This is a genomic window from Peribacillus sp. NPDC097295, from assembly GCF_044761665.1.
Lineage (GTDB): Bacteria > Bacillota > Bacilli > Bacillales > DSM-1321 > Peribacillus.
In genome coordinates this window covers 425,189-450,566 of record NZ_JBIWCW010000001.1, presented here as the reverse complement: position 1 = coordinate 450,566, position 25,378 = coordinate 425,189, and the positions used below count along the sequence as shown (strand labels likewise).

Here is a 25,378-nt window from a genome sequence, read left to right as displayed (position 1 = left end):
ATTGAAAGTTGTAAATGAACATTGGGCTCCTGAGGTGAGAAAGAATAGGAAATAAGATAGCTATTTTAGATAAGAAATATGTACTTGAACATGGAACGGATTTTGATGAGAAACTTTGGTTCACTTCATATAGTGATGAAGTTTTAGATAATCCTGAAGACGAGGGAGGAAAACCTAGTGGGCTAGCCTACGAGTTATATGAGAACGGAGATTTGGCTTATTATAGTTATTATATGGTAACAAGTTTGATGAAAAATTGGGTTATGGAGGGGAGGATTATGATTCCTTTATAGTGGAATCATCTATGATGGTTACGGTAATGGTAATTTAGCGAGCTATTATATGGTTAAGAGTGGAGAAATGGTTACCTTTTACCCGAATGGCCGAGTTAAAGAAATTAAACATTTAGACAAAAATGCATTCGATGGGATACAAAAAGAGTTTTACGAAAATGGTCGTATAAAATTAGTTGAATATAGAACATTTGGAAGATCAGTGAGCTTTCAAAAATTTGATGAACAAGGCAATCTATTAGAAGAAAAGAAAGAATCAATGGAATCGTAAATAATAAGCAGCGAAGAACTGTATAGAAGGTAATGGAAGCAGCAAAAAAGGTGAAAAGTAAACTTTTCAAATCATCCCCTAAATTAATTTGATTTAAAGAGACCACCAATCGGCGGCCTCTTGCAGTAATTCTCAAAACGTTAGACATGCTTAGATCAAAATTTGGCCACCAGCGCAATTGACTACAGAACCTGTTAAGAGCTTACCATTTGTCATGGCAAACACCATTGCCTCAGCGACTTCTTCAGCCGTTGCTGATATATTAGGTGGTGTCGTTGCACCGATCGCTTGTCCAACTTCTTCTGTGTAAGTAACAGCTGCACTAGCGGAAATGTTGGTTTGCATATTGTTTGGTGCTACACCTACTGCGTATATGTTTTTTGACTGATAATCTTGTCCAATGGATTTCGTTAAGCCGAGGACGGCATGCTTTGTTGCTGAATACACCCCGTTATAGGCGGTTGGTTTGAAGGAATTGGAGGATACTGTGTTAACAATGGTTCCACCTCCATTTTCAAGCATGACTGGAATTACATATTTGATGCCAAGGAAAACCCCTTTAACATTAATATTCATGATGCGATCATATTCGTTCACATCATACTCATGCAATAAACGGAAGGGAATCATGATGCCTGCATTGTTCAAAAAATAATGAATGGAACCAAAAGTCTCTACAGCTTTCGCCACATAATTCTGGACATCTGTTTCGTTTGAAACGTCTGCTTTCACAAATATTGCTTCCGCACCTAAAGCCTCCGCATCTGCCATCGTTTTTGCCCCGTCTGCTTCATTATAATCCACTAGTACTAAACGGTAGCCCGATGCTGCTAATTTTAAAGCGGTTGCCCGTCCTAAACCTGTTGCTGCACCTGTGATCACTACTACATTATTCATCCAAATTTCCTCCTTAACATCGTGTCTGAAACAACACGTATATCATAAAGTTACAATAGCCCTATGGAATATACAACCAACAAAACCGTAAAAAATGTTAGTCAGGCTCGTATTCCCTTAGACGTTGTATAGTGTCAGCCATCCCTGGACAATCTAGTTTAGATTACAGATTGAAAGAGAGGGATGGTTTGATGGACCGCACGATTGGTTACCTGCGTGAGATTCTGTCTAATTATACAGATCAATACCCTGAGGCACAGCATATTTACGATAAGATCAAACATGGTCAGTATCCTTCGGAGGAAGAACTTGTTCGTGAGCTTACGGCAAACGAAACGAATCTTTTGAACCGGATTCTTCCAAAGGAAATGGCTCATGCGAAAGAAGCGATGGATTCAGAGCGGTACACGCAATTGAATGAGGTTTATGAGCTACTGATTACATGAGGAAAAGCCTTGTCCATGTTCCGTACTGGACAAGGCTTTTTTCTCTTTCTTGTTTATCAGCTTATTCATCCATGTTAGTCAGGGAATCCATATGACTCGCAATCATCGAGATGATGGTACCTGCTTCTTCTTTGCTGAACATGAAGTTTGTTTCATCTCTGATGATCATGTCGTCTTCGTCTGTCCAGATCCGATTGATCCGCCTTAATAATCCATCTCCCGTTTCCTCGACGATTCCGAACTGATAGGTGACCTCGACTTCATTTTCCTTGAAATAAGCTGTGACTTCCGGCGTTTCCCACTCCACATCGATTTCGAACACTTCTGAATCATCGTTCCCGTTTGAAGGATAAGACAGTGAACCTGAAACGACTTCGAGCTGTTGGTTGTCGTCATCCACTTCATATTCATATTCCTCCCCTTCTATGTAATCATGGAAGGTTTCGTGGACGGCTTCGACGATATCTTCAATATCAGGTAAAAGCACTTTACTTATCTGCCCAAAATCGATGTCGAAGGATTCCATATAGAATTCTTCACTTTTCGGATCGAAAAACAGGGCACAGAAATTCTCTTCCTCATCTTCATCCAACTCTGTAAAAAATTCGATGCGTGGATGTTTTGCTCCTCGCTCCACGGTCATGCTGCCAATCCGATCGTACTTGTCACAAATCGATTGAAGATGATCCTGTAATTCCCCACATACTCTGTCAAACCATTCTAATGACATTTCATCCACATCCTTTCGCCCCTTATTATTTACCAGTATGAGATATTAACTCCATTTCATTTGTATCCAATAAAAGGTATTTATCAGTAGTGAATAAATGGTAATTATTTTATAATAAAAGATAATATGCTCAGGCGGGGAGGTCGAGGCATTGCCAGCATTCAAAAGGCTAATGATGGGTTTTCTTGTGGTAAGTACCCTGGCCGCTTGTGAAGAACAACAAACTACCACGATGGATAAGGAAAATGTCCAAGCAAAGAAACAAGTAGAGGATGTAAAATCGCGAGAGGACGTGCCATCCTATAAAGCGGCCAAGTACAACGGAAGGTACCTATACGGTTATTGGGTGACAGGAGGATCTTACTTGTTGATTTCGAGGGACCAAGTCAGCACGTATACGATGCAAAGGATTACGAGAAGTGATTATGAGGAGGAACGGAATTTTGAAATCGTCGAACCTATCGATAACAACCTAACAGGCATCCTCTATAATGCGAATCAGCGGAATAGAACGACAACATTCACATTAAAATTTAATGAAGACCATACGAAGCTAACGATTACCATGCCGAATGAATCCCCTGTAACGTATAAACAAACAGTGGTAGAGCCAGAAGAATTCAATCCTACTTTTAAATGGCGGGACGAGGAATAGATGATAATAGACAGGTCTCTGTAAAAATCCTAGCTGAACAAATGGCCGTAACTCTGCTAAAATAAAAAAAGCGACGGCAGAGGGGTGGAGTTTCAACATGTCGATTCAAATATACATATTAGGTAAGTTGGCTGAAGAAAATAGTTATCCATATAAATTGAAAAAGCTATTATCTGATCCGATTCCGATAGATAAATTTACTGGTATTAGCGAAAGTAAATTATATTATCATTTTGACAAGTTAGCAGATAAGGGGTATATCAAAGTTGTCGAAACCATCAAGGAAGAGAATAGACCAGATAAGAACGTCTATCAAATTACGGATCAAGGGCGAGAAGAATTAAAAAAACGAATTTATCAAACGTTCGAAAATGCCAATGAAATGAATGAAATGTATATTGCGCTATCCTATATAAAGCATGTAAAGGTGGATAAGGTACTAGCCATTTTAGAGCAAAAAATCGAAAAGCAACGGCAAGCATGGGAAACGTACTTAAGCTTTGACCTAGAAATTGATGAACAATCCGAAGCTTATTGGAGTGTGAAATTTATTCAGGAGCATGCTTACAGCCGTGCCCAACATAACGGCGAATGGCTTGAGAAGCTTATTATTCACATAAAAGCATTAGCTTGATGGATACATATAGACAGACGGAGAAGCATCTATTGCCTTTCCGTCTTTTTTTATGTGGAAAAAAATTTTCCTGCGATGCTACTTTTCCCTCGAAAAAGTTTATATAGAGTGTGAAAGGAGGTGAGCGACATGGCAAATCAAATCAAGTTATCGACGACGTTACGGTTGAATTTTGAAACGGGCCTCAATGAAAAAGGGGAAATCATCTTTAAACGAAAATCGTTTTCCAACATCAAGTCGGATGCACTGGCCGATCAACTTTCAGCAACAGCGAAGGCCATTGCGAGCGTGCAGAATTATCCAATGGGTGAAGTCACCCGCGTGGATACGAACGCCATTATCGGGTAAATATGATTTCTTCATAAAAAGGAGGTGACAGGGTATGGCTAAAGCATTGGAAATGATTTTCGTAACAGGAGAAGGGAAGTCCTCGACGATCTCCGTGGATAACCCAAAGGAACCGGTTGACGTGGAGCAAGTGAAACAAGTAATGGAACAAATCATCACGCAAAATGTATTCACGACTTCGTCAGGAGATTTCGCTAGCATCAAGGGAGCACGCGTGGTCGAGCGCAATGTCGAGGACGTGAAAGTACTGTAAAATTTGGCGGTGGTCGAATTAATCGCCCTAATGGTTGAATTATCCGACTGAGTGGTTGAATTAATCGTCACAGTGGTTGAATTAGGCTCACCTTTGAAGCACTTGTCCTTTAAAGGTGAGTCTTTTTGTGGGATACGAGACGTTATGGTGTTGCCTGGGCTAGTTAGCGCACATTATATAGTGTCAATGACGATCAAAAAGGGTAAAAGTGTATCTACAATTTTGGAACTAGTTAGACGAAAAAGTAAAACGCTTTCCGTCTTTTTTCATGGAGTCATGGAGGCAAAATAAATAGGAAACCACTGTAAAATGATTTCCTACCAAATTCTTAAAAAACTTTAACAGGTCAAAGCCAATCTTTAACATAGGAAACTAATCCAAGTACCGCACCTATACCCATGCTACAGAAAACAGGCAGTACAAAGTTTGATTTGTTTAGTGTCTTATCATCTTTACCCAACAAAGTTCCTCCTTTGTAAAGTCATTCTTATATAGTCCTGTTTAATGTCATTTTTAAAGGTGAAACATATCCAGAGGGCTACTATTATATTAATAAAATGCTCATTAAAAAGACGATAAAGTAAAATCGCTTTCCTTCATCCTTATAAGAAAGCTGTTAATTTGTTGAATGGTCTTTAATCATCAGTTTAAACATCGGCTTAAAATCGATCTCAATCGTTTGTGTGTAATCGTCATCCACACTCCTTAGAAGTACACTTGAGTGATTTCTTGTATCGGCAATGATCTCAAAATGATCAACCCGTTTTAAGTCCAGGAGTGTTGTCACTTCAGTAGAAGGACGGTGTGTTACTTGGATTTTCACTCTCCTATAAGCTGGAGAAATGATCACGATGAAATCTTCTTCCTGATTAGAAAACTGAAAGGTAGCTTCGTTATAGAAAAATGGAACATCCTTCTCAGTGGAATCAAGCAGGGTGGGCTCACATTCAAATAATGAACGTAAATCCTTTTCTTCCGGATATCCTTGCATGCTATCATTGCCTTTCCTATCAATCTACATTATCGGTATGTATGGTGTGATGGCCTAAACAAATCTTCATTTGTATATCTAACTATTGAAAAATGGTCTACATTATAATGTCCATGAAGTGTTTCATTGTGGTGAAGGATGATTTGTTCGGCAGATAAGATTTTCGAATCGGAGGTAGTATGTCCATCTCCAACTAACGTTACATCATAATGATTAATCGTTGCGGTTCTTACGGCCGTGTCGATGCAATGTTCCGTCTTACATCCCATAATTACAAGATGCTCGATGTCGTTTTCTTTCAAGTAGCCGTTTAATGGCGTACCATAGAACGAATTGGTAGCGGCTTTATCAAATAGGACGGCAGTGGGAGGCACCATGATATCCTTATGAACCTGAAAACCGGGTCCATCTCCATTCGCAACATCCACATCTCTAATGAAAATAATGGAGGCACCTTCCGTCAGCGCCTTTTCAATGACAGTATTGATATTAGCAATGATTCTTTCCTTCTCAAAAACCTCTTGTTCTTCACTATTACCTTCTATTAATTCCTGTTGGGCATCAATGATCAGTAGAGCTTGTTTCAACTGTTTTCCCCCTTGAATAGTACGTTTTCATAAGTGTATCAAATATTTCGGCCAGTAGGAATTATATTCCATAATACACGAGTAACTTTATTGGGGAAATTTTCTTAGGATATTCATACATAGGAGGCATATATAGGCTGACTAAGTTCAGTTGACAATTAAACGAAAAAGACGGAAAAGCTGACTGCTTCCCGTCTTTTTTTATTTATAAAAAACGTTTCCTAATACTAGGTGAAGGTAACATACAACTTTCTTCTTTTTTTCCGAACCACTTATAACGGTTTTTGGCAATGATATCATAGGCGGCATTCCGAATGAAGCGGGGAACGATGGTGAATCCATAAAACAGTTTCCACGCCCCTTTCAAATGACGGCAAATCCTCAATGCTGCAGCCGATTTATAATAGGACTTACCTTTTTCGATTAAAACGATACTATCGATATCCTCAGGTACCCCATATTTCTTTTGCAACTCTTGACCAGTTGGGCTCTGAAGGGAGGCAAAACGAAACAGTCCCTTCGGATCGCGCTTCATGATGAACTGGACACTCGAATCACAAAAGTTACATTCCCCATCAAATAATATGATTGGATTCATGTACTTTCCTCCTAACCGTAGAAGCTCTTCATTTTCCTTTACCCTCATTGAGCTTCTTCGATGTGCTTACCTTTATTTTACTTGAATTCTACTCTATTATGAAAAACTTTTCCTGCCATGCTACTTTTTCCTCGAAAAAGTTTATATAGAGTGTGAAAGGAGGTGAGCGACATGGCAAACCAAATCAAGTTATCGACGACGTTACGGCTGGATTTCAAAACGGGCCTCAATGAAAAAGGGGAGATCATCTTTAAACGAAAATCATTCTCTAACATTAAGTCGGATGCACTGGCCGATCAACTTTCAGCGACGGCGAAGGCAATTGCGAGCGTGCAGAATTATCCAATGGGTGAAGTCACCCGCGTGGATACGAGTGCTATCATCGGTTAATCATTTTTTTGATGAAAAAGGAGGTGAGAAAAAATGGCTAAAGCATTGGAAATGATTTTCGTAACAGGAGAAGGGAAGTCCTCGACAATCTCCGTGGATAACCCAAAAGAACCGGTTGATATAGAGCAAGTGAAACAAGTAATGGTACAAATCATCGCGCAAAATGTATTCACGACTTCGTCAGGAGATTTCGTTAGCATTAAGGGAGCACGCGTGGTCGAGCGCAATGTCGAGGAAGTGAAAGTACTGTAAAAATTGCCGGAGGTCGAATTATTGGGCCTAATGGTCGAATTAACTGACTGCGTGGTTGAATTAATCGTCACAGTGGTCGAATTCTCCGGCTGCGCGGTCGAATTCCATTAAGGTTTTGCAGGTTCATCCATGGAGGACAAGTCCAGAAGCGGTGAGCCTGCTCTTTCGTAAGGAACTATAAGAAGCGAGGTGAACAAAGTGGACCAAATCCTGCCGTTTGTCAGCGATATCGGATTTCCTATCATCGTAACCCTGTATTTGCTTCATCGTATCGAAACAAAGCTGGATACACTGAACGAAACCATAATCGAGCTGCCGGAACGTTTGCGAGAGGGATTCCAAAGCCAGTTCAAAGGATAAAGGGAAGCACCGTGGATGAAAGCATTCACGGTGTTTTTTAGTGATTATTTATCATTTCACACTAAATCCGAATACAAGTTATGATAAACTTATTTTATAAAATTTTTCCAATCATTCTTTTTTAAGAAGTAGAATAGAGATTATGGAAATCTTGAAAAACTGCTCGGAGAAATAAAAAATTGAGCAAAAAAAGTGTTGAGGGCATAGGGGGATTTACTATGAATAAGCTAATGGAAAATCTACTTGCGAAAATAAATGAACAAGACCAGTTTATGAGGGCGTCTTATTATATTATAGGTGGTTTCTTAATTATATTGGTTGGTTACGGATTTGGTCGCTTGGTGGGCATGATCATATTTTAAGGTCACAAGCATTTTGTTTATCAGATGCTATTTTTTTACAGATAGTAATGGTCTTAATAGAATTTAAAAGGAAGATGAAATATAATGGTTTTAAGAATATTCTAAAAAATACTGCACTTCCACATCACGGATCTTCTCTGCATCTCAACATTTTCCCCTCACTTAGTAATGAAAACGTTCCCAAGTATTTATGATTCTTTTAACAGGAGGAATGAATCTTGAAATCAATGACAAAGAAAAGCTGGCCAACAGGTGTTTTAGAAACTTTGGATTACCGATTAGGTGAAAAGCCGCTTCATGAGTACTTGATGGATAATGCGAGGGAACGTCCTGAAGAAGCAGCATATGTGTACTATGGGAACAATCTGACTTGGAAGCAGCTGTATGATGACACCGGTCGGCTTGCGCAGTTTCTTAGGAACCAAGGTGTGTGTAAGGGAGATCGAATCGCCTTGTTCATGCAGAACTGTCCTCAATATCTGATCGGTCATTATGCCATTCAAATGCTTGGCGCAACGGTCGTTCCATTAAATCCGATGTATAAAGAAACGGAACTTGAATATTTAATGAATGAAGCGGAGATAAAGGCGGTCATTGCTGGGCAGGAGTTATGTCCTACCATTGAAAAGGTGAAAAGTAAGGCCCTATCCTTACAATTCATCATCACCACGCATTACGCGGACTTTCTTTCAGAAGAGCCTTCTTTACCGCTACCAACTGAGCTGCTGGAGAAGAAAGTGACCATGGGGCAAACTTTTGATCTTCTTGAAATTCTCTATACAAATGAAGTTCTAAAAGAAGTGGAAGAAGTGAATATATGGGAAGATGTGGGCCTGATGGTCTTCACTTCGGGAACGACGGGGAGACCGAAAGCGGCGATGCTTACATATGGGAATGCATTGTTCAAAGCGGCAGCGACTGCTCAAAGTTCTTTCATCACACACAGCGACAAAATGCTAGCGGTCGCTCCATTTTGCCATATTGCAGGGATGGTGATGGGTGTCAATATTCCTATATATAGTGCATGTATGTGTGTGGCTTTGACAAGGTTTGAGCCAGAGGCCGCAATCAGCGCCATCGAAATGTACAAAGTGAATAAACTGTATACGGTGGCTCCTATGAATGTTGCCATCTTGAATACTCCCGGTATCGAGGAAAGAGATTTAACTTCACTCGAATTGAATTTCGCGACAAGCTTTGGCATTCCTGTCGATGAAAAACTAGCAGAAGCATGGGGGAATTTGACTAATGGATGTTTGTTATATGAAGCGTCATATGGTTTAAGTGAAACCCATACATGCGATACATTCATGCCAATCGATAAAATCAAACACGGCACATGCGGCATTCCTACATTTGATACCAAGATGTGCATTGTCGATTTGGAAACAGGCGAAGATCTGCAACCGGGTAAACGAGGAGAAATCGTATTGAAAAACCCGGGCGTATTCAAAGGATATTTGAACAGGCCGGATGCGACGGCCGAAACATTAAAAAATGGCTGGGTTTATACCGGTGATATCGGGATGATGGATGAAGAAGGGTATCTGTACTTCATGGGGCGAACGAAAGAGATGATCAAATCCTCCGGATACAGTATTTTTCCGGAAGATGTGGAAGTGTTGATGAAAGACCATGAAGCGATTTTACAAGTTGCCGCAGTGGGTGTTCCGGATGGTGATAGGGGTGAAAGCGTGAAAGCCTTCATCGTATTGAAACCAGAGTACAAAGTGAAAATCAGCGAGGATGATATCGTCAATTGGTCAAGAAATAAGATGGCGTCCTATAAATCTCCCCGCCACGTCGAATTCCGGGACAGCTTGCCAGCTACAAGCTCAGGCAAGGTATTGCGGAGATTATTAAAAGAGTGATAGAAGGCCGGTAGCAAACTTGCTATCGGCTTTGAATTTGGCGTGAATGTTGAATTATTGCTACGAATGTTGAATTAATAAAGCTGAATGTTGAATTAATGAGGCTAAATGTTGAATTCCTACTATTAAGCGTGAATTTGGTATGATTTTATCATCAACTTGGTATAAAATGGGTGGTGAAGGGAGTTGTTTCTCATGAGTAATATCGGGGTACCAGGTATCATTTTGTTGATTATCTTATTTGCACTTACCATTTTGTTCTTTGTCTCTTTTACTGCGTTTATCAGGAAGTTACTTAAGAATTCGGATAAGAGGAATCATCCATCTAATATAGACAGTAGACTCAATCGGATTGAAGATGAACTGCGTTCGATTCATAAGAAAATGGATCGTTGATAGTGGCAGGATGAATAAGCCAAAAAGTGAGGTGTATAATGAGGATTTTACAACTCATGATACTTGTCATTTTCACGCCAATTATTGTGTTTGATCATTTCCCGGATCTATCGCTTGCACGGGCGATTCCAGAAGGCATTTTACTTTGGCTGTTTTTAGTCATCTATTTAATCAGTTTTTCTTTTAAGGGATTAAATGATATGAATCTAAAGGCGGACCTTCAGTGGCAAGTGTATTCCCTCATTTATTTACTCTCATTATTAGCTTTTCTGACCATACTGGGGGGACAGTCTTCTTCGGGCATCGGTTTTGATAATCCTTTCCTATGGTTGATTTTATTGATGTCGTGTTTGGATATCTATTCCGGTTGGAGGAAATTGAAACGGGAGATTAAAGGAGGAGCGGCGTGATAAGTGAGTCAACTTGGTTAACTCTTATGTTTAGAAATTATATAAAATCCTACTCTCTCTATTATTTAATAGAAGGGTAGGATTATTTTCGTATTTTCATGTATAGAAAAGTCCAATCGAGTTAATCCTGAGAGTAAGAGAAGGGAGAGGGAAACGGTTCATTTTTAGAAAACCTAAAGAATGAATACTAATTTTCAAGTTGTCCAATATAATAGAAAAAAGGTGAAGGAGTTGGTTTCGAATGGAGAAGCAATTGCCTATAACACCACTAGAACCCGAGATGATGGAGACGTTGGCAGAAATGGTACTTATCAAGGCTCTCAATGATTACCGGAAAAATCAAATCGAAAAAGAAATCGATCATTCGTTGGAAATCCGTGATAAAAAAGAATTTATCAGATTAACCAATGAATTGAAGAGTCTTTGTTAAATGAAATAGATGATGAAAATCCACACTTTAATAGGGTGTGGATTTTTACTTTTTAATTCCGGTTTGTTGATTTATTTTTTTGACTCCTTCTTGAAGGACTGGTAAGTAGATTTCGATTAATTTCTTCTTATCTGTCCGGCTTACCTGGGTGGAAATATTAATTGCGGCAATGGTTGCACCTTGATGGTTGATAATGGGCATGGATATGGAGCATAGCCCTTGTTCGAGTTCTTCGTCTGCTATTGTAAACCCGCGCATTCTACTCTTGGCAAGGTCTTCTTCGAATGTATCGAAAGTGGTAATCGTTTGTTGAGTAAAGGGTTCGATTTTCGTGCTTTTCCATATTTCCTTCCTCTCGTTTTCTGGTAGCCAAGCAACAAGGGCTTTACCTAATGAGGTTGCATAATATGGTAATCTTGAACCGACCGACAAGTTAGCTCCGACAATCCGATTTGCTGCATTCACTCTAGATACATAGACAATCTCATTTCCATCAAGAATGGCCAGGGTGGTAGATTCTTGAACAGTGGCAGAAATGGTTTCCAAGATGGGTTGGGTGAGATCAGGTAAATTCAATGATTGTAAAAAGTGAAGAGCAAAATCTAAAATCTTTGGACTGAGCTGAAATCTTTTTTCCTGGATGATCTTCAAGTATCCAAGATCGACAAGGGTTAAAGCAAAACGCCTGACTGTCGCTTTATTAATGCCTGTCCGTTCAGAAAGCTCCCGAAGTGAAAGGCTAATTGAGCTAGAATCGAATGCTTGTAACACTTCAAATCCTTTGGCCACCGAGTGTACAAAATAGTCCGAATGACTCGTGGTTTGATCCATAATGAACGACCTCCTGAAAAAATCAAAATAGTATATGTTTTAAGAAAAATTAAATAACTGTGTTGACAACTATTCTAAAGAAAACTATGATTGTTATATGTTTCACTATGTGTACACTTCGTACGGATAGTGAAACGGTTTGGAGAAACGTGAACTACTTTTATTCATTATATATCTTTAAGAATGTAAGGGGTTACATTTAAAGGCTTGGTTTCAGAAAATTTATTCTAGGAGGTTTTATATGAAGACAGAGCTTAACCATGCACAAATCAAACTCCCACCGACTACCATGAGAGAAAAGCTTAGGCAGGTTGGTCCTGGGATAGTTGTTGCTGCGACAGGTGTTGGAACTGCCGATTTGATTACATCCATCGTCATCGGAACATCGTTTGGGATGACGTTTGTATGGGCCATCATCGTTGGTGCGATTTTGAAATACTTTTTGAATGAAGGAGTGGGACGTTGGTATTTGGCAACCGGACAAACGATGATTGACGGTTGGCATTCATTGGGGAAATGGGCAACGGGTTATTTTGGAGTCTATTCAGTCATTTGGGGCTTTATTTATGGAGCGGCTGCAGCATCGACTTCCGCATTGGCCATGCACGCCATGTTTCCCATCATGCCTCTTTGGGCTTGGGCCATTATCCATTCAGTTGCAGGGTTCGGTCTCGTATGGACCGGCCGCTATCTTCTGTTTGAACGTGTCATGACGGTATTGATCGGGGTGATGTTTGTAACGATTATCGGTACAGCACTTCTCTTCTTGCCTAATTTAGGGGAGTTCGCAGTTGGGTTTGTCCCCCGAGTCCCCGAAGGTTCCTTTTTGTTAATGCTCGGTTTGATTGGTGGAGTTGGTGGCACGATCACGATGGCTTCCTATGGATATTGGTTAAGTGAAAAAGAGTGGAGTGGGAAGGGTTGGATTTCCATGATGCGGACGGATACGAAGGTCGCCTATACTTTAACGGCCATCTTCACATTGGCCGCATTGGTAATCGGTGCCCAGTTCCTCATGGGTACAGGGGTAAGTATCCGCGATGATGAAGGCCTCATCAAACTCGCTGAAATGCTTGGCGCGGAGTTTGGAACGCCGATGCGCTGGTTATTCTTAGTTGCTTTTTGGTCCGCGGCTTTCTCTTCTTTACTTGGCGTTTGGAACGGGGTCCCGTACCTTTTTGCTGATTTTATTAAAACGGTACGAAAGAAAAAAACAGCAGGCAAACAGGCTGTATCCGAAACAGAACCTGCTTATCGTGCTTACCTAGCCTGGCTGACTTTTCCTCCGATGATGCTGTTTTATTTCGGAAAACCTGTCGAGTTAATCATCATTTATGGAGCATTAGGTGCATTATTCATGCCATTTCTGGCGATCTCCTTGTTGCTATTATTAAACTCAAAAAAGGTAGATAAAGAGTATCGGAATAAATCCGTCCCTAATGTGGTATTAACAGCTTGCCTCATCATGTTTGCCTATCTTGGGCTTAATGAACTTATAGGGATTTTCACAAAATAGTATACAAGAGGTTGCCGGAATTTTCCGGCAACCTTTTAAATTACACGAAAATCTATGTATGAAAGATGGCTTTCAAGCTCCCGTAAATGGCGTAATATATGATAAGGGAAGCAATGCCTTGTAAAACAAGAGCTATTAGGAATAGAAATTTTCTAACAAACCAATTGTATTTTCTGAGTCTTAGATAAATATAGTAACCGGAACCAACGAGAAGGAAAATGAAAAAATTAACGAACTTTTGATAACGGTTACGAGGGTTCTCATAAATCGCCAGAGCATAAAAGTTTGTCATTGTACTTTCCAATAAAAAAATGGTGAAACCATACGAAAGTTGCGTTAAAAGGAAACCGGTTAATAGAATTCTTATACTTTCAATTATACTGTTTGTCATACTGTCCTCTTTCAAAAAATGAAGGTAATCACTTATAGAAATATAACTTTCAAAACTCCGTAAATGGTTTTATAAATAATAACGAAAGCGATTGCCTGTATAAACAGAGCAATCAGGAATAAAAATTTTCGAATAAGCCAACTGTATTTTCTAAGTTTAAGATAAATATGATAGCCCGAGCCAATCGTTACCAACATGAAGAGATTCGTTATTTTTTGAAAAAGATTATTGGGCGGCTCATAAATACCTAAAGCATAGAAGTTGGTCATGGTTTCTTCGAACAAGACAATTAAGAATCCATACATTAGTTGTCCTGAAAGAATACATAATAATAAAATTCTTATACCTTGAATGATGTCGTCCACAAAATCTGCCTCTTTTCAAAACGAAAGGCCATTCTCAATGAAAGGGCCCTTCGCTTTATAAATCTATTAACTTCCATTATATTGTTTGTCCCTGATAGGCAGCCAAGTCACCTATGCCAGTTAATGTGGCTTCCCATTCATCATGGCTGGCTAAATGGATATGTACAGGGGTTTTTGGATCTTCCGTATATTCTGCAAGCCATATTCCGCGATTGGAAGGTAAAAAGAATAGAATGTTCTCTAAATATGTTTCTTCTTCATAACTCGTTATACTAAAATTAGAGATATTAAACAAAGTCCATTCGTAAGTGCGCAGGTCATCCGAGAATAAGTAGAAACTGTCTTCTTCTTGCTGGGTAAACTTGGACTTCTTGCGTACTTTATCAACTTTTTTAGGATTACTTAACCAATCAAATGCTTGCTCGGTCAGTGAGAAAGCTTCCTCACCTTCATATTTGTCAAAGGAGATTCCATAATATTCTCTAATAATCAATTGGATTTCAGAAGAGGGGATAATCGCGAATTCATGAATGATATCTCGATCGATCAAATGGAAAAGCCATTCATCCTCTTCAAAGTGATGAAGCATTAATACGGACTTTTGAGGGAAATTGGAGCAGCGAATCATTCGTTTTGAGCCAATATACTTTTCGATGAAACGCTGAGTTTCCTGCGTTAATGGTACTTCTTCCCGAGATTCTTGCTCCTCACTCCATATGTTTTTCATGATCAATTGGTTTTTCGTCACTTCAAGAATGGCCAACCACTCTTTTTCGGACTTATCCCCAATAGCCGTTTCGGCAATCCCTTTTGCAATCTCATGATGTCCTGCAACACTCACCATCAAGGCTAACTCTTCAGTCGTACAGGTTAACAAATGATTCATTATGTCACGTCCTTTTAAGAATTATGGGTATGTATCCGCTTTTTGATAAGTTATATAAAGATAGCTTTCACTATCCCATATAGGATTTTATATATAATCACAGAAGCAACAGCTTGGATAAATAGAGCAATAAGGAAGAAAAATTTTCGAACAAACCAATTGTATTTACGTAGTCTGAGATAAATATAAAAGCCTGCACCCATCATGGCATACATGCAAAAGTTCACGGTTTTCTCATAAAGGTTACTAGGTTTCTCATACGTTCCTAAATGATAATAGTAGTTGATTATGGTGTTTTCGAATAAGAAGATTACAAAGCTAGATCCCCATTGGATTGAGAGGAGATATAGTAATAAAATTCCTATCCATTCGATTGTACTGTATGTCATTATTGTCCTCTTTCAAAAAATGGAATGTAACCCTTATAGAAAAATAGCTTTCAACGTCCCATAAATGATTTTAAAGATAATTACGGAAGCAATGCCTTGTAAAATAAGAGCTAGTAGGAATAGAAGTTTCCTAACAAACCAATTGTATTTCTTGAGTTTTAGATAAATGTGAAATCCAGTACCAATTAAAGTGAACATGAAAAAATTCACGAATTTTTGATACGGAGTACTGGGTTTTTCATAAGTTCCCATAGCATAATAGTTGATCATCGCACTTTCGAATAAGAAAATAGAACAGCCAAATGCAAATTGTGTTGAGAGTATACATGTTATAAAAATCCTGATGCCTTGAATTATATCATCTACCATGATATTCCTCTTTCTAAGTTATAGAAAAATAGTTTTTAACGTCCCATACATGGTGTAATAAATAATTACAGAGCAATTCCTTGTAAAACAAGAGCTATTAGGAATAGAAATTTCCTATTAAAATTCTCATACCTATTATTGCAAGGTTTTACTATACAAATTTCACAATTTTAAAAAGCCAGTGTAAAGAAAATAACACGCTATGAGAAAAAGTATGATTGTTGCTATGTTCGCTATGAAATTTTTAATATGCTTTCTCATTTCAAACTCTCCTAAAACCATTTTGTAAGTATATTATTCTTCAAGACATACAAACTTATAGAAAAATAGCTTTCAACGTCCCATAAATGATGAGAAAAATAATAATAGAAGCAATTCCTTGTGAAATTAGGGCGATTAAAAATAAAAACTTCCGAACAAACCAATTGTATTTGCTGATTTTAATGTAAATGTTGTATCCTATTCCGGTTAAAATGAACATTATAAAATTAATGGATTTTTGAAAAAGGGTAGAAGGTTCTTCGTAAGTCCCTATCGTGTAAAAATTAATCATCGCTCTTTCTAATAAAAAAATGGAGAGACTGTAAGCAAATTGCGTTATAAGTATACATAATAATAAAAGTCTTATACCTTCAATGATGTCATGTGTCATTATCTTCCTCTTTTCGAAACATTATTAAATCGTGCTTTATGGAGGAAACTTTATTGCTTTTAAGTCATCTTTTCGATATTTAAATATTGTATTATAAAAGATTTAAATAAAGAGATTTAATAAGGACTTAATTAAACCAACTTGCAACTGATTTTTTTAGATTACTGCCAATTTCATCGACTTTTTCTCTAGTTTTAGTAATTAATTTATCAGCTATTTTCCCAACTTCTCCACCAGCGTCTTTGATTTGATCACCGAACGTAGAGCTTACTACACCGCCTACTAAGCCTCCTACTGCACCGCCTACAACTATACCTACAGGACCACCAATACTGCCTATCGTGGCTCCAATTTCTGCTCCAGCTCCAATTGCAACCATATCTGCCGTTATTCCAAATAAGGTTCTACCTGTCTTTTCAGAGGTAGATTTATTTGAATTTGCTGGATTTGTAAACTCACTCATATTAGAAACTGCTGATATCACAGTTCCTGCAACTGGTATTTTATTTGCTACAGCTGTTAACCCTTTAACTCCTGCTGCTTTACTCAAGAGACCTGTTGTACCGTTTGTTTTTATTCTTTCAGTTGTTCCCTTAACTAAGTCTTTACCGGTTGATCGTTCGAAGTTTTTCGGGAAACCGGCCAGATGTTTTAACATATGGGAAGGACTTGTGTAAGAAGCAGCAAATTTCTGTAGTTTCTGCATCACTGGATTAGTAGGTGTGGATCTGGAAAAGTCCAAGAGCCATTTCGAAACTTTCGAGCTATGTTTTCCTTTTGATGTCCAAGATGGATCTGCCTTTACAGAAAACTCATAGTTTCCTTTTAGTTTTTGCCACAGTGTCGGTTTACTACCAAAGTAATGAATACTTAATTTTTTTGACAAATACATGGTAGATATAGAGGAAGCCGCTTGATATCCTACTAAGACATTATCACCAAAACTCATTTTCTCGTTTATATAGGCAAAAGGAGAAGTAAGCATTTGTCCAAATGTCATCTTACCTTCTGAAGCTACTTGATTCTCTATCTCTGAAAATGCCGGCTTATCCTTTAATTGATTCACATCATAGTTTTGAATGCTGAAGCTTCCGCTACTGAACATACCTTGAATTTCATTAAGATATTTGTTTATCAATTGTATGTCATCCTCTACGGATGCTAGTTCTTTTGTTTGGCTTGTATCAAACGCACCTAAATGATCAACCGTTTTCTTTATTCTAGAATTAGCCCTTTGATAGTGGGTGAGAAATGTCTGGTCATTGAGCTTTTCGATGGCAACGATATCACGTATCTGATCCAGGGTGGTGTTGGTTTCATCCACTAAATCAATGGTTACGTTTTGTGCATTTTTTAAGCCTGTCGTGAGTTCGCCTTCAAGAAAGCTTTGGCGGATAAAACCGTTTGAATCAGACTCCAATTCAGTGGAAGCTTCTTTAAGAGCCGTCAGGACTGCTTCATAGTTTTTAAGAGAAGAGTCATAGAATGAAAGGAAAGGGATATGCCAATCTTGATAAAAGGCGCGTATCGCTGAACCACCTTTTCCTTTTAAGGAATCATCGAGATTGGAAAATTCAAGAATAACCTTCTCCAATTCATTCGCCTGTTTCCTTTGGGCGTTTACTTTGCTTAGTAATCCATCTATTCCACTATGTAAAGATTGAGAATGAAGTGTCCTCATTGTATCCTCCATGTTCTAATGTGCGTTTATAGAAGTTGAAAGCTGTTGGTCAACCTGTTCTAGCTCTTGTATGGCCGTTCGTACGGATTGGTTATTAGCTTTTAAGATTTCTTTATAGGTTTGGCCAATCTTTTCTAATTGATGGTTTAGTTCCTTGATTTTTTTTACAACGTCTAATTCATTTCCGGTTGCGAAATTGTCTAGTAATTTCGATTTGAAGGATTCCATTGTACGGTCCATTTTCGAGAGGGCTGTTTTTATATCTTCACCATTCACTTTTATTTCTTGACTCAATCCATTCAATCCTTTCGTAGCTTTTCTTGTCTTCGTCTTTCTTCTTCTCTAGCCAGTCGTTCGATTTCAGCCGTAATCCTGGTTTCTAATGAAGTGATTTCTGATTGAAGGCTCATTATTTTATTTTCGATGGCCGTTATCGCTGCATTCAACTGAGATTGAGATAAATCTTTATAGGCTGATTCTAGGTCTTCACGAACTTCCGTAAAATCAGTGGCTAAGGTTCCATACCATGTTTGGGAAGAGAGCGCTGGGTTCGTTACCACTCTTTCGTTCTGAAGGAATTCTCCTTGTAGACTGTCTAATTCATGCTTGCAGGTTTTTAACTTTTCGACCTGTTGCTTCTTCAAGGTTAATTCGGATAGTAAATCGGTTAGATAGGACAATATTTTCAGCCCCTTATGCTTATAGGTATGGTGATAATAGTCACGGTATCTATATGGTAACACGTGGAAAAAAACTTAATAAATGGGTATTTATTACTGAAAAACATTGAGGTGGATAGTTAAATTTTACTAGGTTGTGTTTTTTTGAGTTATCATGAGCCTTGCGTGATAATGCTAGGGTTACAAGAGTTTATCTCTTTATATCGTTTTCTTTATGGTAAAATAGTAATTTATTGTTATATTGGAAATCCTGATTGGATAATGGGCCAACTAAGAGAAGAGGGGAAATTTTGAAAAAGTTCATGATCGTATTATTGGGTGCTGTTTTGTTGGGTGGTTGTAACCTAGACAACGATACTAAGCCAGGGGCAGACGATACTGCAGACAATATTATAGAAGAAACGGAGAATGAAGTTCAGACAAGTTATACAGTTGCCGACTATATAAAGTCCGTAGAAGGTAACCTTGAGGCGAATTCGGATGCGCTAATCGCAAAGCTTAAAGAGGTACAAACCTACAACTTTTATTCGGAAGTGGAGCTCTTGGATTTTGTGGCTGAACGGAATGATTTTTATTTATCCATCACGATGTTTTCCATGGATCGAGTAGCTAATGAGGTATTTTATGAGGGAAAGGATTCTAGCATGTTTTCAGGTAGTGTGGGAATTGTAGAAGATGTACCATTTTCCATCGTCTTAGGGAACGAAATAGATGACTTTTGGGATTTTTACGATCAGAACGCTGAAGGGCTGGATACATTAGAGAAGCAAGCCATCACAAAGTGGTTTGCAGAGTGTTGGGAAAAAGCGAATGGTGAAGCGATTGAATTGCCTTCTTATTTTTGTTTTCATGATGAGTACGAATCCTTTGATTTGAAGAAAAAAGAACAGATCTCCGATGATGAGAAATGGGCGCAATGAAACAAAAAAGAAGGTCACCTATGGCGACCTTCTTATTATTTGGTTTTCTGTTAGAAGTACCATATCAACCCGGCAATGCCTAAGGAAAGTATTCCTATAAAACCGGCATATAATGAAATTCTTGTTCTGAACTGTCGATGTTCACTTGTTTCTGAATGGAAATTAGCTCTTTGCTCAGGTCCGGTAGTCCAGGCACCTATTAATATTCCTGAGAGGCATATTCCTACCACACCGATAATCATGAATAACTTTAGCAATTGCCCACCCCCTTATTCATATTAAATAACTCTACGTTCTAAAAGGAAAAAAGTTCCGATTCATTTAAAAAAGTGAAGGGGGGTACTTATTTATCTTAGCCTCTATATTTCTTTTTCCAACAGCTTTAGACAGGTGTTGACGTTTTCTTCGAATAGTTCCATGTCTTGTTCGACATTGGAGGCATATTGGGTCTTGATAACCTGTAATAAGCTTTCTATCAAGAATATCCGTGGCTTACTGGATTGCATCAGCTCTTCTTGAATGAAGTCAATTAGCTCATTTGCTTTTGATTGATCTTCACGGCAAGAGAGGGACCGGTGTGTAGCCTTTTTAAGGGCCAAGGTGGATTTCATCAAGTCATTATGACATTGGTGCATATTGTTTTTAAAGGTTGGCAGCCATATATCGATTAATTCTGGATCAAGGATTTGCTCTTTGCTTTCAGCGACTCCGTTAACTAAATCGACAATTCGATTCATGCAGTAGCGGATGATTTTAATTTCCGACACTGCGACATCTTTGGCATGAAAACTAAAATAACTCATATGAGCCATCATGCCGTTAAAGAGAATGGTGCTATCCAATAAATAAGGTTTTTTACTTTCCCCAAAGATATCGATAAAACGACCTAACATCCAACGGATACTTAATAATTGGATGCGTTTGATGAATTCCTTTAATTCCTCGTCGTTGGATACACGGACTTCCTCAATTAATATGAGTAATTTACTTTGTTTATTCACCATCATTTGTATCTCTAGCTGTTTAATGAATATTTCAATATCCGCTACATCTTGTCCAATTAATAGTTCTTCACGTTCGAAGCGGATCTTTTTATAGAAGGAGCTGAAAATGGCCATAAATAATTCACCCTTAGAGGGGAAATAATTATAAAATGTACCTTTGGAAATGCCACTGCCGTCTAATATATCTTGGATGGAAGTCGCTTGATAGCCTTTTTCGATAAACAACTTATGAGCTGTATCGATGACATTCTGCTTGCGTTCATTCATATGATCACCCTTATTTCCATTATAATGCCTGTATAAATGTAATCGTATACTATTTTCAATACTGGCACAAACCCAATAATACCGTAATAAATTTTTATTGCAAAATATGAACGAGGAGTATATTATATATTTTATGCAGAAAGTTAGACTTACCGTATAAGAAAATGAACCAATAGTTTGAATGGAGGAATAGATATAAAGTGAGTACTACTCAGACAATAGAAAAAAAGCCCCCTTATGGCATATTAGCCATCTTAATGATTGCGGCATTCATATCGATACTTAACTCAACTCTTTTGAATATTGCGCTACCATCTATATCAAAAGACCTTGAAATCGAGACAGCAACCGTCCAATGGTTGGCAACAGGATATATGCTGGTGAACGGAATCATGATTCCTACAACAGCCTTCTTAATAAGAAAATACTCGGTACGGAACCTGTTCTTGACAGCGATGTTCCTATTTTCAATCGGAACCATTGTTGCAGGTGTAGCACATGTATTCCCACTGTTATTAGCGGCTCGTATGGTTCAGGCTGCTGGTTCAGCCATCATGATGCCTTTATTAATGAACGTTCTTTTAACGTCATTCCCTGTTGAAAAGCGTGGATCGGCAATGGGGTTATTCGGTTTAGTCATGATGTTTGCCCCTGCTATCGGACCAACGCTATCAGGTTGGATTGTGGAACACTATGACTGGAGAATGCTTTTCCATGTTATCACTCCACTTGCTCTACTCGTTCTTATCCTCGGTTTCTTTAAACTGAAAGATAAGAAGGAAAAATTAAATATTAGAATAGATATTCTTTCTGTCATTCTTTCTAGTTTAGGTTTCGGCGGTTTGCTTTACGGATTCAGCTCAGCAGGCAGTAAAGGCTGGGATAGTCCTTGGGTTTACGGAACTTTGGCCGTCGGTGCCGTTTCACTGGTTCTGTTCATTGTGCGCCAGCTAAAAATGGAAACACCGATGCTTGAATTCAGGATCTTTGCACATCCGATGTTTGCATTATCTGCTACTATTTCCATTGTCCTGAACATGGCATTGTTCTCAGCCATGATCTTAATGCCGATGTATATTCAAACGCTTCGTGGCATTTCACCGTTCGATTCAGGCCTGTTGATGCTTCCTGGGGCGATTATCATGGCCCTTATGTCGCCTATTACCGGTAAGCTATTTGATAAGTTCGGAGCGCGTGTTCTTGCAGCTCTAGGCTTGTTAATCACGGTGGTTACTACCTATTACTTTAGCCAGTTAACGATGGAAACAACGTATGCTAATATCATGGTTTTATATTCTGTACGGATGTTCGGGATGTCCATGGCGATGATGCCAATCATGACAAATGGTCTAAACTCGTTGCCAGCACGTATGAATCCACATGGTACAGCGATGAATAACACACTGAACCAAGTTTCAGGTGCAATCGGAACAGCGTTGCTTGTTACGGTCATGTCTAACCGGGCCGAATCGGTTGGTAAAGATTTAATGACTGAGGCAATGAGCAAACTAACAAGCCAGCCAACAGCTGATGCGATGGCTAAAATGACGGAACAAGTGGGAATGCAAGCCATGTTAGATGGCATTAACTTCTCCTTCCTTGTATCGACCTTCATCGCTGGAGTCGCGCTAATCTTAACATTATTCATTAAGCGTGCTTGGCCTGCAGAAGATAAGTTCGTGCAAAAAGAAAAACAATCATCATAATAAAAATAAGCATGATCAAAGCAATCTCCTTTTCGAGATAGGCTATGGTCATGCTATTTTTTTGTTTAAAAATAGAAGGAATGTAACAAGTGAAAAATCCATTTAATGTAAAGGGAAATGGTACTTGGCTGTAGAAGAATAAAGTAGAATACCATGGGAAATGGAGAGGATCATATGAGCAAATTCGGATTGTTTGGCAAGTTTATCGTGCAAGAAGGGGAAAGGGATAACATGGTGGATATTTTGTTGGAAGCAGCGGAATCGATGAGGAATCTAGAGAAATGCGAAATATATCTCGTAAGTGTTTCGGAAGGCGAACCACACACTGTATATGTGCATGAAGTATGGAGCAACGAAAAAGCCCATCAAGACTCTCTAGCACTTGAAGCAACACAGACATTAATAAAGCGTGCAAAACCAATCATTACTGGAATGGAGAGGATCTGTACCTTAAGTATAAAGGGGGGGAAAGGCTTAATAAGCTAGGGAGGTAAATGACATGAAAAACAAATAGATAATAATTATTCCAGGAGGCAAATCAATGATATATGAGATGACGGTACAAATTCGGGTTTCTAATATAGAAGAAGGACGCCATTGGTATGAGTCTTTTTTGAAACGTAAACCTGATTTTATTCCTCATGAAGGTTTCGTGGAGTGGGAACTCGTTCCAGGGAGTTGGCTGCAGGTAGCGGAAGGAAGGCCATCAGAAGGGAGCGGGCCGTTACGCATAGGGGTAGTTGGTATGGAAAAAGAGCGAGAAAGAGTCATACAAGAACTTGGGGTCGAATTTTTTGAGATTTATTCAAGAGAGGAGGTTCCAGTGAAGTGGGGAACGTTTAGCGATCCCTGGGGTAATTGGTTGGGCTTCTTTGAATATGTAAGTGAAACGGAAAAAACAAAAAAAGTGGACATGCGTTTAGGAAAGCCCCGTATATAGTGAACACAAAAAAAGATAAGAAATTCACAGGATAAATTCTAAAAGGGATGGTAAGAAGCCAAGGGGATTTGAAAAGCAGCGAAACGGTACGAATGAGGGATATGAAGAAGATTGAGCTTCCAGATTTAGGAGATGGGCCTGCTCATAAAATGGTTTGCAGAAGAACAGTACCCATCCACTTATCTTTTTTAAAGTGATGCTAACTGAAATTGAAATCATCATTAGTTCATATCAATATGAGGTGAAGCCTTGTCGATGTTAAGTTTGGACAATTTCATCCCTTTATACGATGTAATGCAAGGAACCAGGCATAAGATGGCCATCGGTACGCAATAAAGGATGTAGAAATGTCCTCCTTGTTGGATGAAAGGTAAATAAGCAAGTGCTATACAAATCAATGCAGCAATAATGATTAAGAAGATTCCGAAAGACTTGTGATAAAACGAATAGACAGCTTCCCTTTCTACCCGTTGTTTGTATAAAGTCTTTGCGACTTTATCTGTACGGATAAAAAAGTACAAGGAGACTAATAGAAATACAGCGGAAAACGGTAAAGCGACAGCGAAGTAAGATACATCAAGGATGCTGAGGTAAAAGCTTGTTAAAAAGAATACTTCCGAGACACCTAAAGCAAAACCATAATTGAAAACGCTTACTTTTGACGGTTGCTTAATCATGGAAATTCCTCCCTCTTTATATTATATATATTAAGCTATTTTATTCTTGTTCACAAGTTAGACACAATATTTTTTGAAAAATAATCCATTTGGCAGGGGTGGTAGGGGATTGCAAAGTTTCCTGGGTAATATGTATTTGGAATCTGTTGAAGTTTAGCCACTGAACCTTTTTCTATTTCCTTCTTTACAGTAGGTTTTAAAAGGAAAGCAGACCAGTGAGAAAAAAACTGTCCTTAGTAGTAGTTTATTTCTCCTTAACATTGTCATAATAAGTATCTTTTCACTAAGCTATTATGGAATTATCGCGACTTCTTGGATGGATGTTTTGTTTTTGAATCCCATGATTTCCTTCATTGCTTTCTTATCTATTCAAATTCAATTTAAAAGGAAGACACCACTTTTGACATTCCTTTAAGTTGTATAATATGCTTTTATTTTTCGTGCCAATTTCATGTTCTTGATGTGGTATACATGTTTTTTACTTAGTTGGAACGGCGAGCTTTTGAACTTGATTCATGAAGATTCATCTAATGTTAGCGATACAATAATAGGGAGGTAGTCAGTGGCCCTCATATAGCTACCAACAGAAAAGATGATTAAATAAATCTTAATAGTCATTGTATGCGTCCAATCCCATTTATTCCTGAATTCGTATACTAGTCTTATGTATGAAAAAGGGGTGTAATAAAAATTGGGTAAGGACAAGGATAATAAACATAAACAAAAAAAATGCAGGAAATGTAAACAGATAGATTGTCAATGTGATCAAAAGGTTGAACAAAAAGTAAGTATTAAAGTGAACAGACAAAACGTATCCATAGGTGCAACAGGAGCAACCGGTGCAACAGGAGAGCCGGGAGCCTCGGGAGTAACCGGTCCATCAGGAGCGACAGGAGCAACAGGAGGAACCGGGACGACAGGAGGAACCGG

Annotated in this window: 33 protein-coding genes and 2 pseudogenes; 20 read left to right on the top strand and 15 right to left on the bottom strand. The window is 38.6% G+C overall.

Annotated elements, in window-relative coordinates; genetic code table 11:
* Positions 1–44: 44 nt before the first annotated feature.
* A pseudogene (locus tag ACIQXN_RS21525) lies at positions 45–564 on the top strand (toxin-antitoxin system YwqK family antitoxin).
* 150 nt (positions 565–714) lie between these two features.
* Here the strand turns inward: ACIQXN_RS21525 and ACIQXN_RS02205 are convergent.
* Positions 715–1,461, bottom strand: coding sequence for an SDR family NAD(P)-dependent oxidoreductase (locus ACIQXN_RS02205; protein WP_402961295.1), 747 nt, complete (start codon positions 1,459–1,461; stop codon positions 715–717).
* 191 nt (positions 1,462–1,652) lie between these two features.
* Between ACIQXN_RS02205 and ACIQXN_RS02200 the strand changes: the two genes are divergently transcribed.
* Positions 1,653–1,907: a sporulation protein gene (locus tag ACIQXN_RS02200; RefSeq protein WP_402961293.1), complete on the top strand. Its 255-nt coding sequence runs from the start codon at positions 1,653–1,655 to the stop codon at positions 1,905–1,907.
* 61 nt (positions 1,908–1,968) lie between these two features.
* Here the strand turns inward: ACIQXN_RS02200 and ACIQXN_RS02195 are convergent, their stop codons facing one another.
* Entirely contained in the window at positions 1,969–2,637 is a 669-nt protein-coding gene (locus ACIQXN_RS02195) for a hypothetical protein (protein ID WP_402961291.1), read from the bottom strand.
* Positions 2,638–2,788: 151 nt separating this feature from the next.
* Between ACIQXN_RS02195 and ACIQXN_RS02190 the strand changes: the two genes are divergently transcribed.
* From ACIQXN_RS02190 to ACIQXN_RS02175, 4 genes are all read left to right on the top strand, one after another.
* Entirely contained in the window at positions 2,789–3,292 is a 504-nt protein-coding gene (locus ACIQXN_RS02190; protein WP_402961289.1) for a hypothetical protein, read from the top strand.
* A gap of 97 nt (positions 3,293–3,389) precedes the next feature.
* Positions 3,390–3,926: a PadR family transcriptional regulator gene (locus ACIQXN_RS02185; protein ID WP_402961287.1), complete on the top strand. Its 537-nt coding sequence runs from the start codon at positions 3,390–3,392 to the stop codon at positions 3,924–3,926.
* A 129-nt stretch (positions 3,927–4,055) separates the two neighbouring features.
* Complete coding sequence (locus ACIQXN_RS02180; protein WP_402961285.1) at positions 4,056–4,274, top strand: DUF1659 domain-containing protein; 219 nt, start codon at positions 4,056–4,058, stop codon at positions 4,272–4,274.
* Between the two features lie 34 nt (positions 4,275–4,308).
* Entirely contained in the window at positions 4,309–4,527 is a 219-nt protein-coding gene (locus ACIQXN_RS02175; protein WP_402961283.1) for a DUF2922 domain-containing protein, read from the top strand.
* 616 nt (positions 4,528–5,143) lie between these two features.
* Here ACIQXN_RS02175 and ACIQXN_RS02170 read toward each other — a convergent pair.
* The 3 genes from ACIQXN_RS02170 to ACIQXN_RS02160 form a co-directional block, all read right to left on the bottom strand.
* On the bottom strand, positions 5,144–5,518 hold the full coding sequence (locus ACIQXN_RS02170; protein WP_402961280.1) for a hypothetical protein: 375 nt from the start codon (positions 5,516–5,518) through the stop codon (positions 5,144–5,146).
* 29 nt (positions 5,519–5,547) lie between these two features.
* Positions 5,548–6,105: an isochorismatase family protein gene (locus tag ACIQXN_RS02165; protein WP_402961277.1), complete on the bottom strand. Its 558-nt coding sequence runs from the start codon at positions 6,103–6,105 to the stop codon at positions 5,548–5,550.
* A 205-nt stretch (positions 6,106–6,310) separates the two neighbouring features.
* Complete coding sequence (locus ACIQXN_RS02160; RefSeq protein ID WP_402961275.1) at positions 6,311–6,703, bottom strand: thiol-disulfide oxidoreductase DCC family protein; 393 nt, start codon at positions 6,701–6,703, stop codon at positions 6,311–6,313.
* A 171-nt stretch (positions 6,704–6,874) separates the two neighbouring features.
* On the opposite strand from ACIQXN_RS02160, the gene ACIQXN_RS02155 reads away from it, so the two are divergent.
* From ACIQXN_RS02155 to ACIQXN_RS02120, 8 genes are all read left to right on the top strand, one after another.
* The gene (locus ACIQXN_RS02155) at positions 6,875–7,093 is read left to right on the top strand and encodes a DUF1659 domain-containing protein (protein ID WP_402961273.1); all 219 of its coding nucleotides are present in this window, start codon (positions 6,875–6,877) and stop codon (positions 7,091–7,093) included.
* Between the two features lie 33 nt (positions 7,094–7,126).
* Positions 7,127–7,345: a DUF2922 domain-containing protein gene (locus tag ACIQXN_RS02150; protein WP_402961271.1), complete on the top strand. Its 219-nt coding sequence runs from the start codon at positions 7,127–7,129 to the stop codon at positions 7,343–7,345.
* Positions 7,346–7,543: 198 nt separating this feature from the next.
* Positions 7,544–7,705 (top strand): YvrJ family protein, encoded by a 162-nt coding sequence (locus tag ACIQXN_RS02145; protein WP_402961732.1) that lies wholly within the window; start codon positions 7,544–7,546, stop codon positions 7,703–7,705.
* A gap of 218 nt (positions 7,706–7,923) precedes the next feature.
* Positions 7,924–8,067, top strand: a complete 144-nt coding sequence (locus ACIQXN_RS02140; protein ID WP_402961269.1) for a hypothetical protein — start codon at positions 7,924–7,926, stop codon at positions 8,065–8,067.
* 227 nt (positions 8,068–8,294) lie between these two features.
* Positions 8,295–9,938: an AMP-binding protein gene (locus ACIQXN_RS02135; protein ID WP_402961730.1), complete on the top strand. Its 1,644-nt coding sequence runs from the start codon at positions 8,295–8,297 to the stop codon at positions 9,936–9,938.
* A gap of 195 nt (positions 9,939–10,133) precedes the next feature.
* On the top strand, positions 10,134–10,334 hold the full coding sequence (locus ACIQXN_RS02130; RefSeq protein ID WP_402961267.1) for a DUF4083 family protein: 201 nt from the start codon (positions 10,134–10,136) through the stop codon (positions 10,332–10,334).
* 38 nt (positions 10,335–10,372) lie between these two features.
* Positions 10,373–10,744: a hypothetical protein gene (locus ACIQXN_RS02125; protein WP_402961265.1), complete on the top strand. Its 372-nt coding sequence runs from the start codon at positions 10,373–10,375 to the stop codon at positions 10,742–10,744.
* 241 nt (positions 10,745–10,985) lie between these two features.
* Positions 10,986–11,174, top strand: a complete 189-nt coding sequence (locus ACIQXN_RS02120) for an IDEAL domain-containing protein (protein ID WP_402961263.1) — start codon at positions 10,986–10,988, stop codon at positions 11,172–11,174.
* Positions 11,175–11,219: 45 nt separating this feature from the next.
* Here the strand turns inward: ACIQXN_RS02120 and ACIQXN_RS02115 are convergent, their stop codons facing one another.
* Complete coding sequence (locus tag ACIQXN_RS02115; protein WP_402961261.1) at positions 11,220–12,005, bottom strand: IclR family transcriptional regulator domain-containing protein; 786 nt, start codon at positions 12,003–12,005, stop codon at positions 11,220–11,222.
* A gap of 241 nt (positions 12,006–12,246) precedes the next feature.
* Here ACIQXN_RS02115 and ACIQXN_RS02110 point away from each other — a divergent pair, with 241 nt between their 5' ends.
* Entirely contained in the window at positions 12,247–13,521 is a 1,275-nt protein-coding gene (locus ACIQXN_RS02110) for an Nramp family divalent metal transporter (protein ID WP_402961259.1), read from the top strand.
* 423 nt (positions 13,522–13,944) lie between these two features.
* Here the strand turns inward: ACIQXN_RS02110 and ACIQXN_RS02105 are convergent, their stop codons facing one another.
* From ACIQXN_RS02105 to ACIQXN_RS02080, 6 genes are all read right to left on the bottom strand, one after another.
* On the bottom strand, positions 13,945–14,277 hold the full coding sequence (locus tag ACIQXN_RS02105; protein ID WP_402961257.1) for a hypothetical protein: 333 nt from the start codon (positions 14,275–14,277) through the stop codon (positions 13,945–13,947).
* Positions 14,278–14,353: 76 nt separating this feature from the next.
* Positions 14,354–15,163, bottom strand: a complete 810-nt coding sequence (locus tag ACIQXN_RS02100) for a hypothetical protein (protein WP_402961255.1) — start codon at positions 15,161–15,163, stop codon at positions 14,354–14,356.
* A gap of 422 nt (positions 15,164–15,585) precedes the next feature.
* Entirely contained in the window at positions 15,586–15,921 is a 336-nt protein-coding gene (locus ACIQXN_RS02095; RefSeq protein ID WP_402961253.1) for a hypothetical protein, read from the bottom strand.
* Between the two features lie 779 nt (positions 15,922–16,700).
* The gene (locus ACIQXN_RS02090) at positions 16,701–18,254 is read right to left on the bottom strand and encodes a ribonuclease YeeF family protein (RefSeq protein ID WP_402961251.1); all 1,554 of its coding nucleotides are present in this window, start codon (positions 18,252–18,254) and stop codon (positions 16,701–16,703) included.
* A 15-nt stretch (positions 18,255–18,269) separates the two neighbouring features.
* Entirely contained in the window at positions 18,270–18,548 is a 279-nt protein-coding gene (locus tag ACIQXN_RS02085) for a DUF5344 family protein (protein ID WP_402961249.1), read from the bottom strand.
* 5 nt (positions 18,549–18,553) lie between these two features.
* Positions 18,554–18,934, bottom strand: a complete 381-nt coding sequence (locus ACIQXN_RS02080; protein ID WP_402961247.1) for a YwqH-like family protein — start codon at positions 18,932–18,934, stop codon at positions 18,554–18,556.
* 290 nt (positions 18,935–19,224) lie between these two features.
* Here ACIQXN_RS02080 and ACIQXN_RS02075 point away from each other — a divergent pair, with 290 nt between their 5' ends.
* Positions 19,225–19,854: a hypothetical protein gene (locus ACIQXN_RS02075; protein WP_402961245.1), complete on the top strand. Its 630-nt coding sequence runs from the start codon at positions 19,225–19,227 to the stop codon at positions 19,852–19,854.
* A gap of 50 nt (positions 19,855–19,904) precedes the next feature.
* On the opposite strand, the gene ACIQXN_RS02070 is transcribed toward ACIQXN_RS02075, so the two are convergent.
* The gene (locus ACIQXN_RS02070; RefSeq protein WP_402961243.1) at positions 19,905–20,111 is read right to left on the bottom strand and encodes a DUF5316 family protein; all 207 of its coding nucleotides are present in this window, start codon (positions 20,109–20,111) and stop codon (positions 19,905–19,907) included.
* 102 nt (positions 20,112–20,213) lie between these two features.
* The gene (locus ACIQXN_RS02065; RefSeq protein ID WP_402961241.1) at positions 20,214–21,125 is read right to left on the bottom strand and encodes a TetR/AcrR family transcriptional regulator; all 912 of its coding nucleotides are present in this window, start codon (positions 21,123–21,125) and stop codon (positions 20,214–20,216) included.
* Positions 21,126–21,382: 257 nt separating this feature from the next.
* Here ACIQXN_RS02065 and ACIQXN_RS02060 point away from each other — a divergent pair, with 257 nt between their 5' ends.
* The 3 genes from ACIQXN_RS02060 (at position 21,383) to ACIQXN_RS02050 (ending at position 23,771) form a co-directional block, all read left to right on the top strand.
* Positions 21,383–22,831, top strand: a complete 1,449-nt coding sequence (locus ACIQXN_RS02060; protein WP_402961728.1) for a DHA2 family efflux MFS transporter permease subunit — start codon at positions 21,383–21,385, stop codon at positions 22,829–22,831.
* Positions 22,832–23,005: 174 nt separating this feature from the next.
* Positions 23,006–23,317 carry a putative quinol monooxygenase gene (locus ACIQXN_RS02055; protein ID WP_402961239.1) on the top strand — a complete coding sequence of 104 codons (312 nt, stop codon included), beginning with the start codon at positions 23,006–23,008 and terminating at the stop codon, positions 23,315–23,317.
* Positions 23,318–23,372: 55 nt separating this feature from the next.
* Positions 23,373–23,771: a VOC family protein gene (locus ACIQXN_RS02050; RefSeq protein ID WP_402961237.1), complete on the top strand. Its 399-nt coding sequence runs from the start codon at positions 23,373–23,375 to the stop codon at positions 23,769–23,771.
* Positions 23,772–23,992: 221 nt separating this feature from the next.
* Here ACIQXN_RS02050 and ACIQXN_RS02045 read toward each other — a convergent pair whose 3' ends face one another.
* Entirely contained in the window at positions 23,993–24,448 is a 456-nt protein-coding gene (locus ACIQXN_RS02045; protein ID WP_402961235.1) for a hypothetical protein, read from the bottom strand.
* Between the two features lie 691 nt (positions 24,449–25,139).
* Here ACIQXN_RS02045 and ACIQXN_RS02040 point away from each other — a divergent pair.
* Positions 25,140–25,378 (top strand): annotated as a pseudogene (locus ACIQXN_RS02040) (hypothetical protein); the annotation flags it as partial.

What these genes read in the sequence shown, in the direction of transcription:
- ACIQXN_RS02150 (WP_402961271.1), top strand. Translation starts at nt 7,127, where the DNA reads ATGGCTAAAGCATTGGAAATGATTTTCGTAACAGGAGAAGGGAAGTCC.
- ACIQXN_RS02135 (WP_402961730.1), top strand. Translation starts at nt 8,295, where the DNA reads ATGACAAAGAAAAGCTGGCCAACAGGTGTTTTAGAAACTTTGGATTAC.
- ACIQXN_RS02050 (WP_402961237.1), top strand. Translation starts at nt 23,373, where the DNA reads ATGATATATGAGATGACGGTACAAATTCGGGTTTCTAATATAGAAGAA.
- ACIQXN_RS02200 (WP_402961293.1), top strand. Translation starts at nt 1,653, where the DNA reads ATGGACCGCACGATTGGTTACCTGCGTGAGATTCTGTCTAATTATACA.
- ACIQXN_RS02125 (WP_402961265.1), top strand. Translation starts at nt 10,373, where the DNA reads ATGAGGATTTTACAACTCATGATACTTGTCATTTTCACGCCAATTATT.
- ACIQXN_RS02180 (WP_402961285.1), top strand. Translation starts at nt 4,056, where the DNA reads ATGGCAAATCAAATCAAGTTATCGACGACGTTACGGTTGAATTTTGAA.
- ACIQXN_RS02175 (WP_402961283.1), top strand. Translation starts at nt 4,309, where the DNA reads ATGGCTAAAGCATTGGAAATGATTTTCGTAACAGGAGAAGGGAAGTCC.
- ACIQXN_RS02170 (WP_402961280.1), bottom strand. Translation starts at nt 5,518, where the DNA reads ATGCAAGGATATCCGGAAGAAAAGGATTTACGTTCATTATTTGAATGT.
- ACIQXN_RS02060 (WP_402961728.1), top strand. Translation starts at nt 21,383, where the DNA reads ATGATTGCGGCATTCATATCGATACTTAACTCAACTCTTTTGAATATT.
- ACIQXN_RS02100 (WP_402961255.1), bottom strand. Translation starts at nt 15,163, where the DNA reads ATGAATCATTTGTTAACCTGTACGACTGAAGAGTTAGCCTTGATGGTG.
- ACIQXN_RS02065 (WP_402961241.1), bottom strand. Translation starts at nt 21,125, where the DNA reads ATGAATGAACGCAAGCAGAATGTCATCGATACAGCTCATAAGTTGTTT.
- ACIQXN_RS02120 (WP_402961263.1), top strand. Translation starts at nt 10,986, where the DNA reads ATGGAGAAGCAATTGCCTATAACACCACTAGAACCCGAGATGATGGAG.
- ACIQXN_RS02045 (WP_402961235.1), bottom strand. Translation starts at nt 24,448, where the DNA reads ATGATTAAGCAACCGTCAAAAGTAAGCGTTTTCAATTATGGTTTTGCT.
- ACIQXN_RS02055 (WP_402961239.1), top strand. Translation starts at nt 23,006, where the DNA reads ATGAGCAAATTCGGATTGTTTGGCAAGTTTATCGTGCAAGAAGGGGAA.
- ACIQXN_RS02160 (WP_402961275.1), bottom strand. Translation starts at nt 6,703, where the DNA reads ATGAATCCAATCATATTATTTGATGGGGAATGTAACTTTTGTGATTCG.
- ACIQXN_RS02115 (WP_402961261.1), bottom strand. Translation starts at nt 12,005, where the DNA reads ATGGATCAAACCACGAGTCATTCGGACTATTTTGTACACTCGGTGGCC.
- ACIQXN_RS02140 (WP_402961269.1), top strand. Translation starts at nt 7,924, where the DNA reads ATGAATAAGCTAATGGAAAATCTACTTGCGAAAATAAATGAACAAGAC.
- ACIQXN_RS02155 (WP_402961273.1), top strand. Translation starts at nt 6,875, where the DNA reads ATGGCAAACCAAATCAAGTTATCGACGACGTTACGGCTGGATTTCAAA.
- ACIQXN_RS02185 (WP_402961287.1), top strand. Translation starts at nt 3,390, where the DNA reads ATGTCGATTCAAATATACATATTAGGTAAGTTGGCTGAAGAAAATAGT.
- ACIQXN_RS02130 (WP_402961267.1), top strand. Translation starts at nt 10,134, where the DNA reads ATGAGTAATATCGGGGTACCAGGTATCATTTTGTTGATTATCTTATTT.
- ACIQXN_RS02090 (WP_402961251.1), bottom strand. Translation starts at nt 18,254, where the DNA reads ATGAGGACACTTCATTCTCAATCTTTACATAGTGGAATAGATGGATTA.
- ACIQXN_RS02110 (WP_402961259.1), top strand. Translation starts at nt 12,247, where the DNA reads ATGAAGACAGAGCTTAACCATGCACAAATCAAACTCCCACCGACTACC.
- ACIQXN_RS02205 (WP_402961295.1), bottom strand. Translation starts at nt 1,461, where the DNA reads ATGAATAATGTAGTAGTGATCACAGGTGCAGCAACAGGTTTAGGACGG.
- ACIQXN_RS02095 (WP_402961253.1), bottom strand. Translation starts at nt 15,921, where the DNA reads ATGGTAGATGATATAATTCAAGGCATCAGGATTTTTATAACATGTATA.
- ACIQXN_RS02195 (WP_402961291.1), bottom strand. Translation starts at nt 2,637, where the DNA reads ATGTCATTAGAATGGTTTGACAGAGTATGTGGGGAATTACAGGATCAT.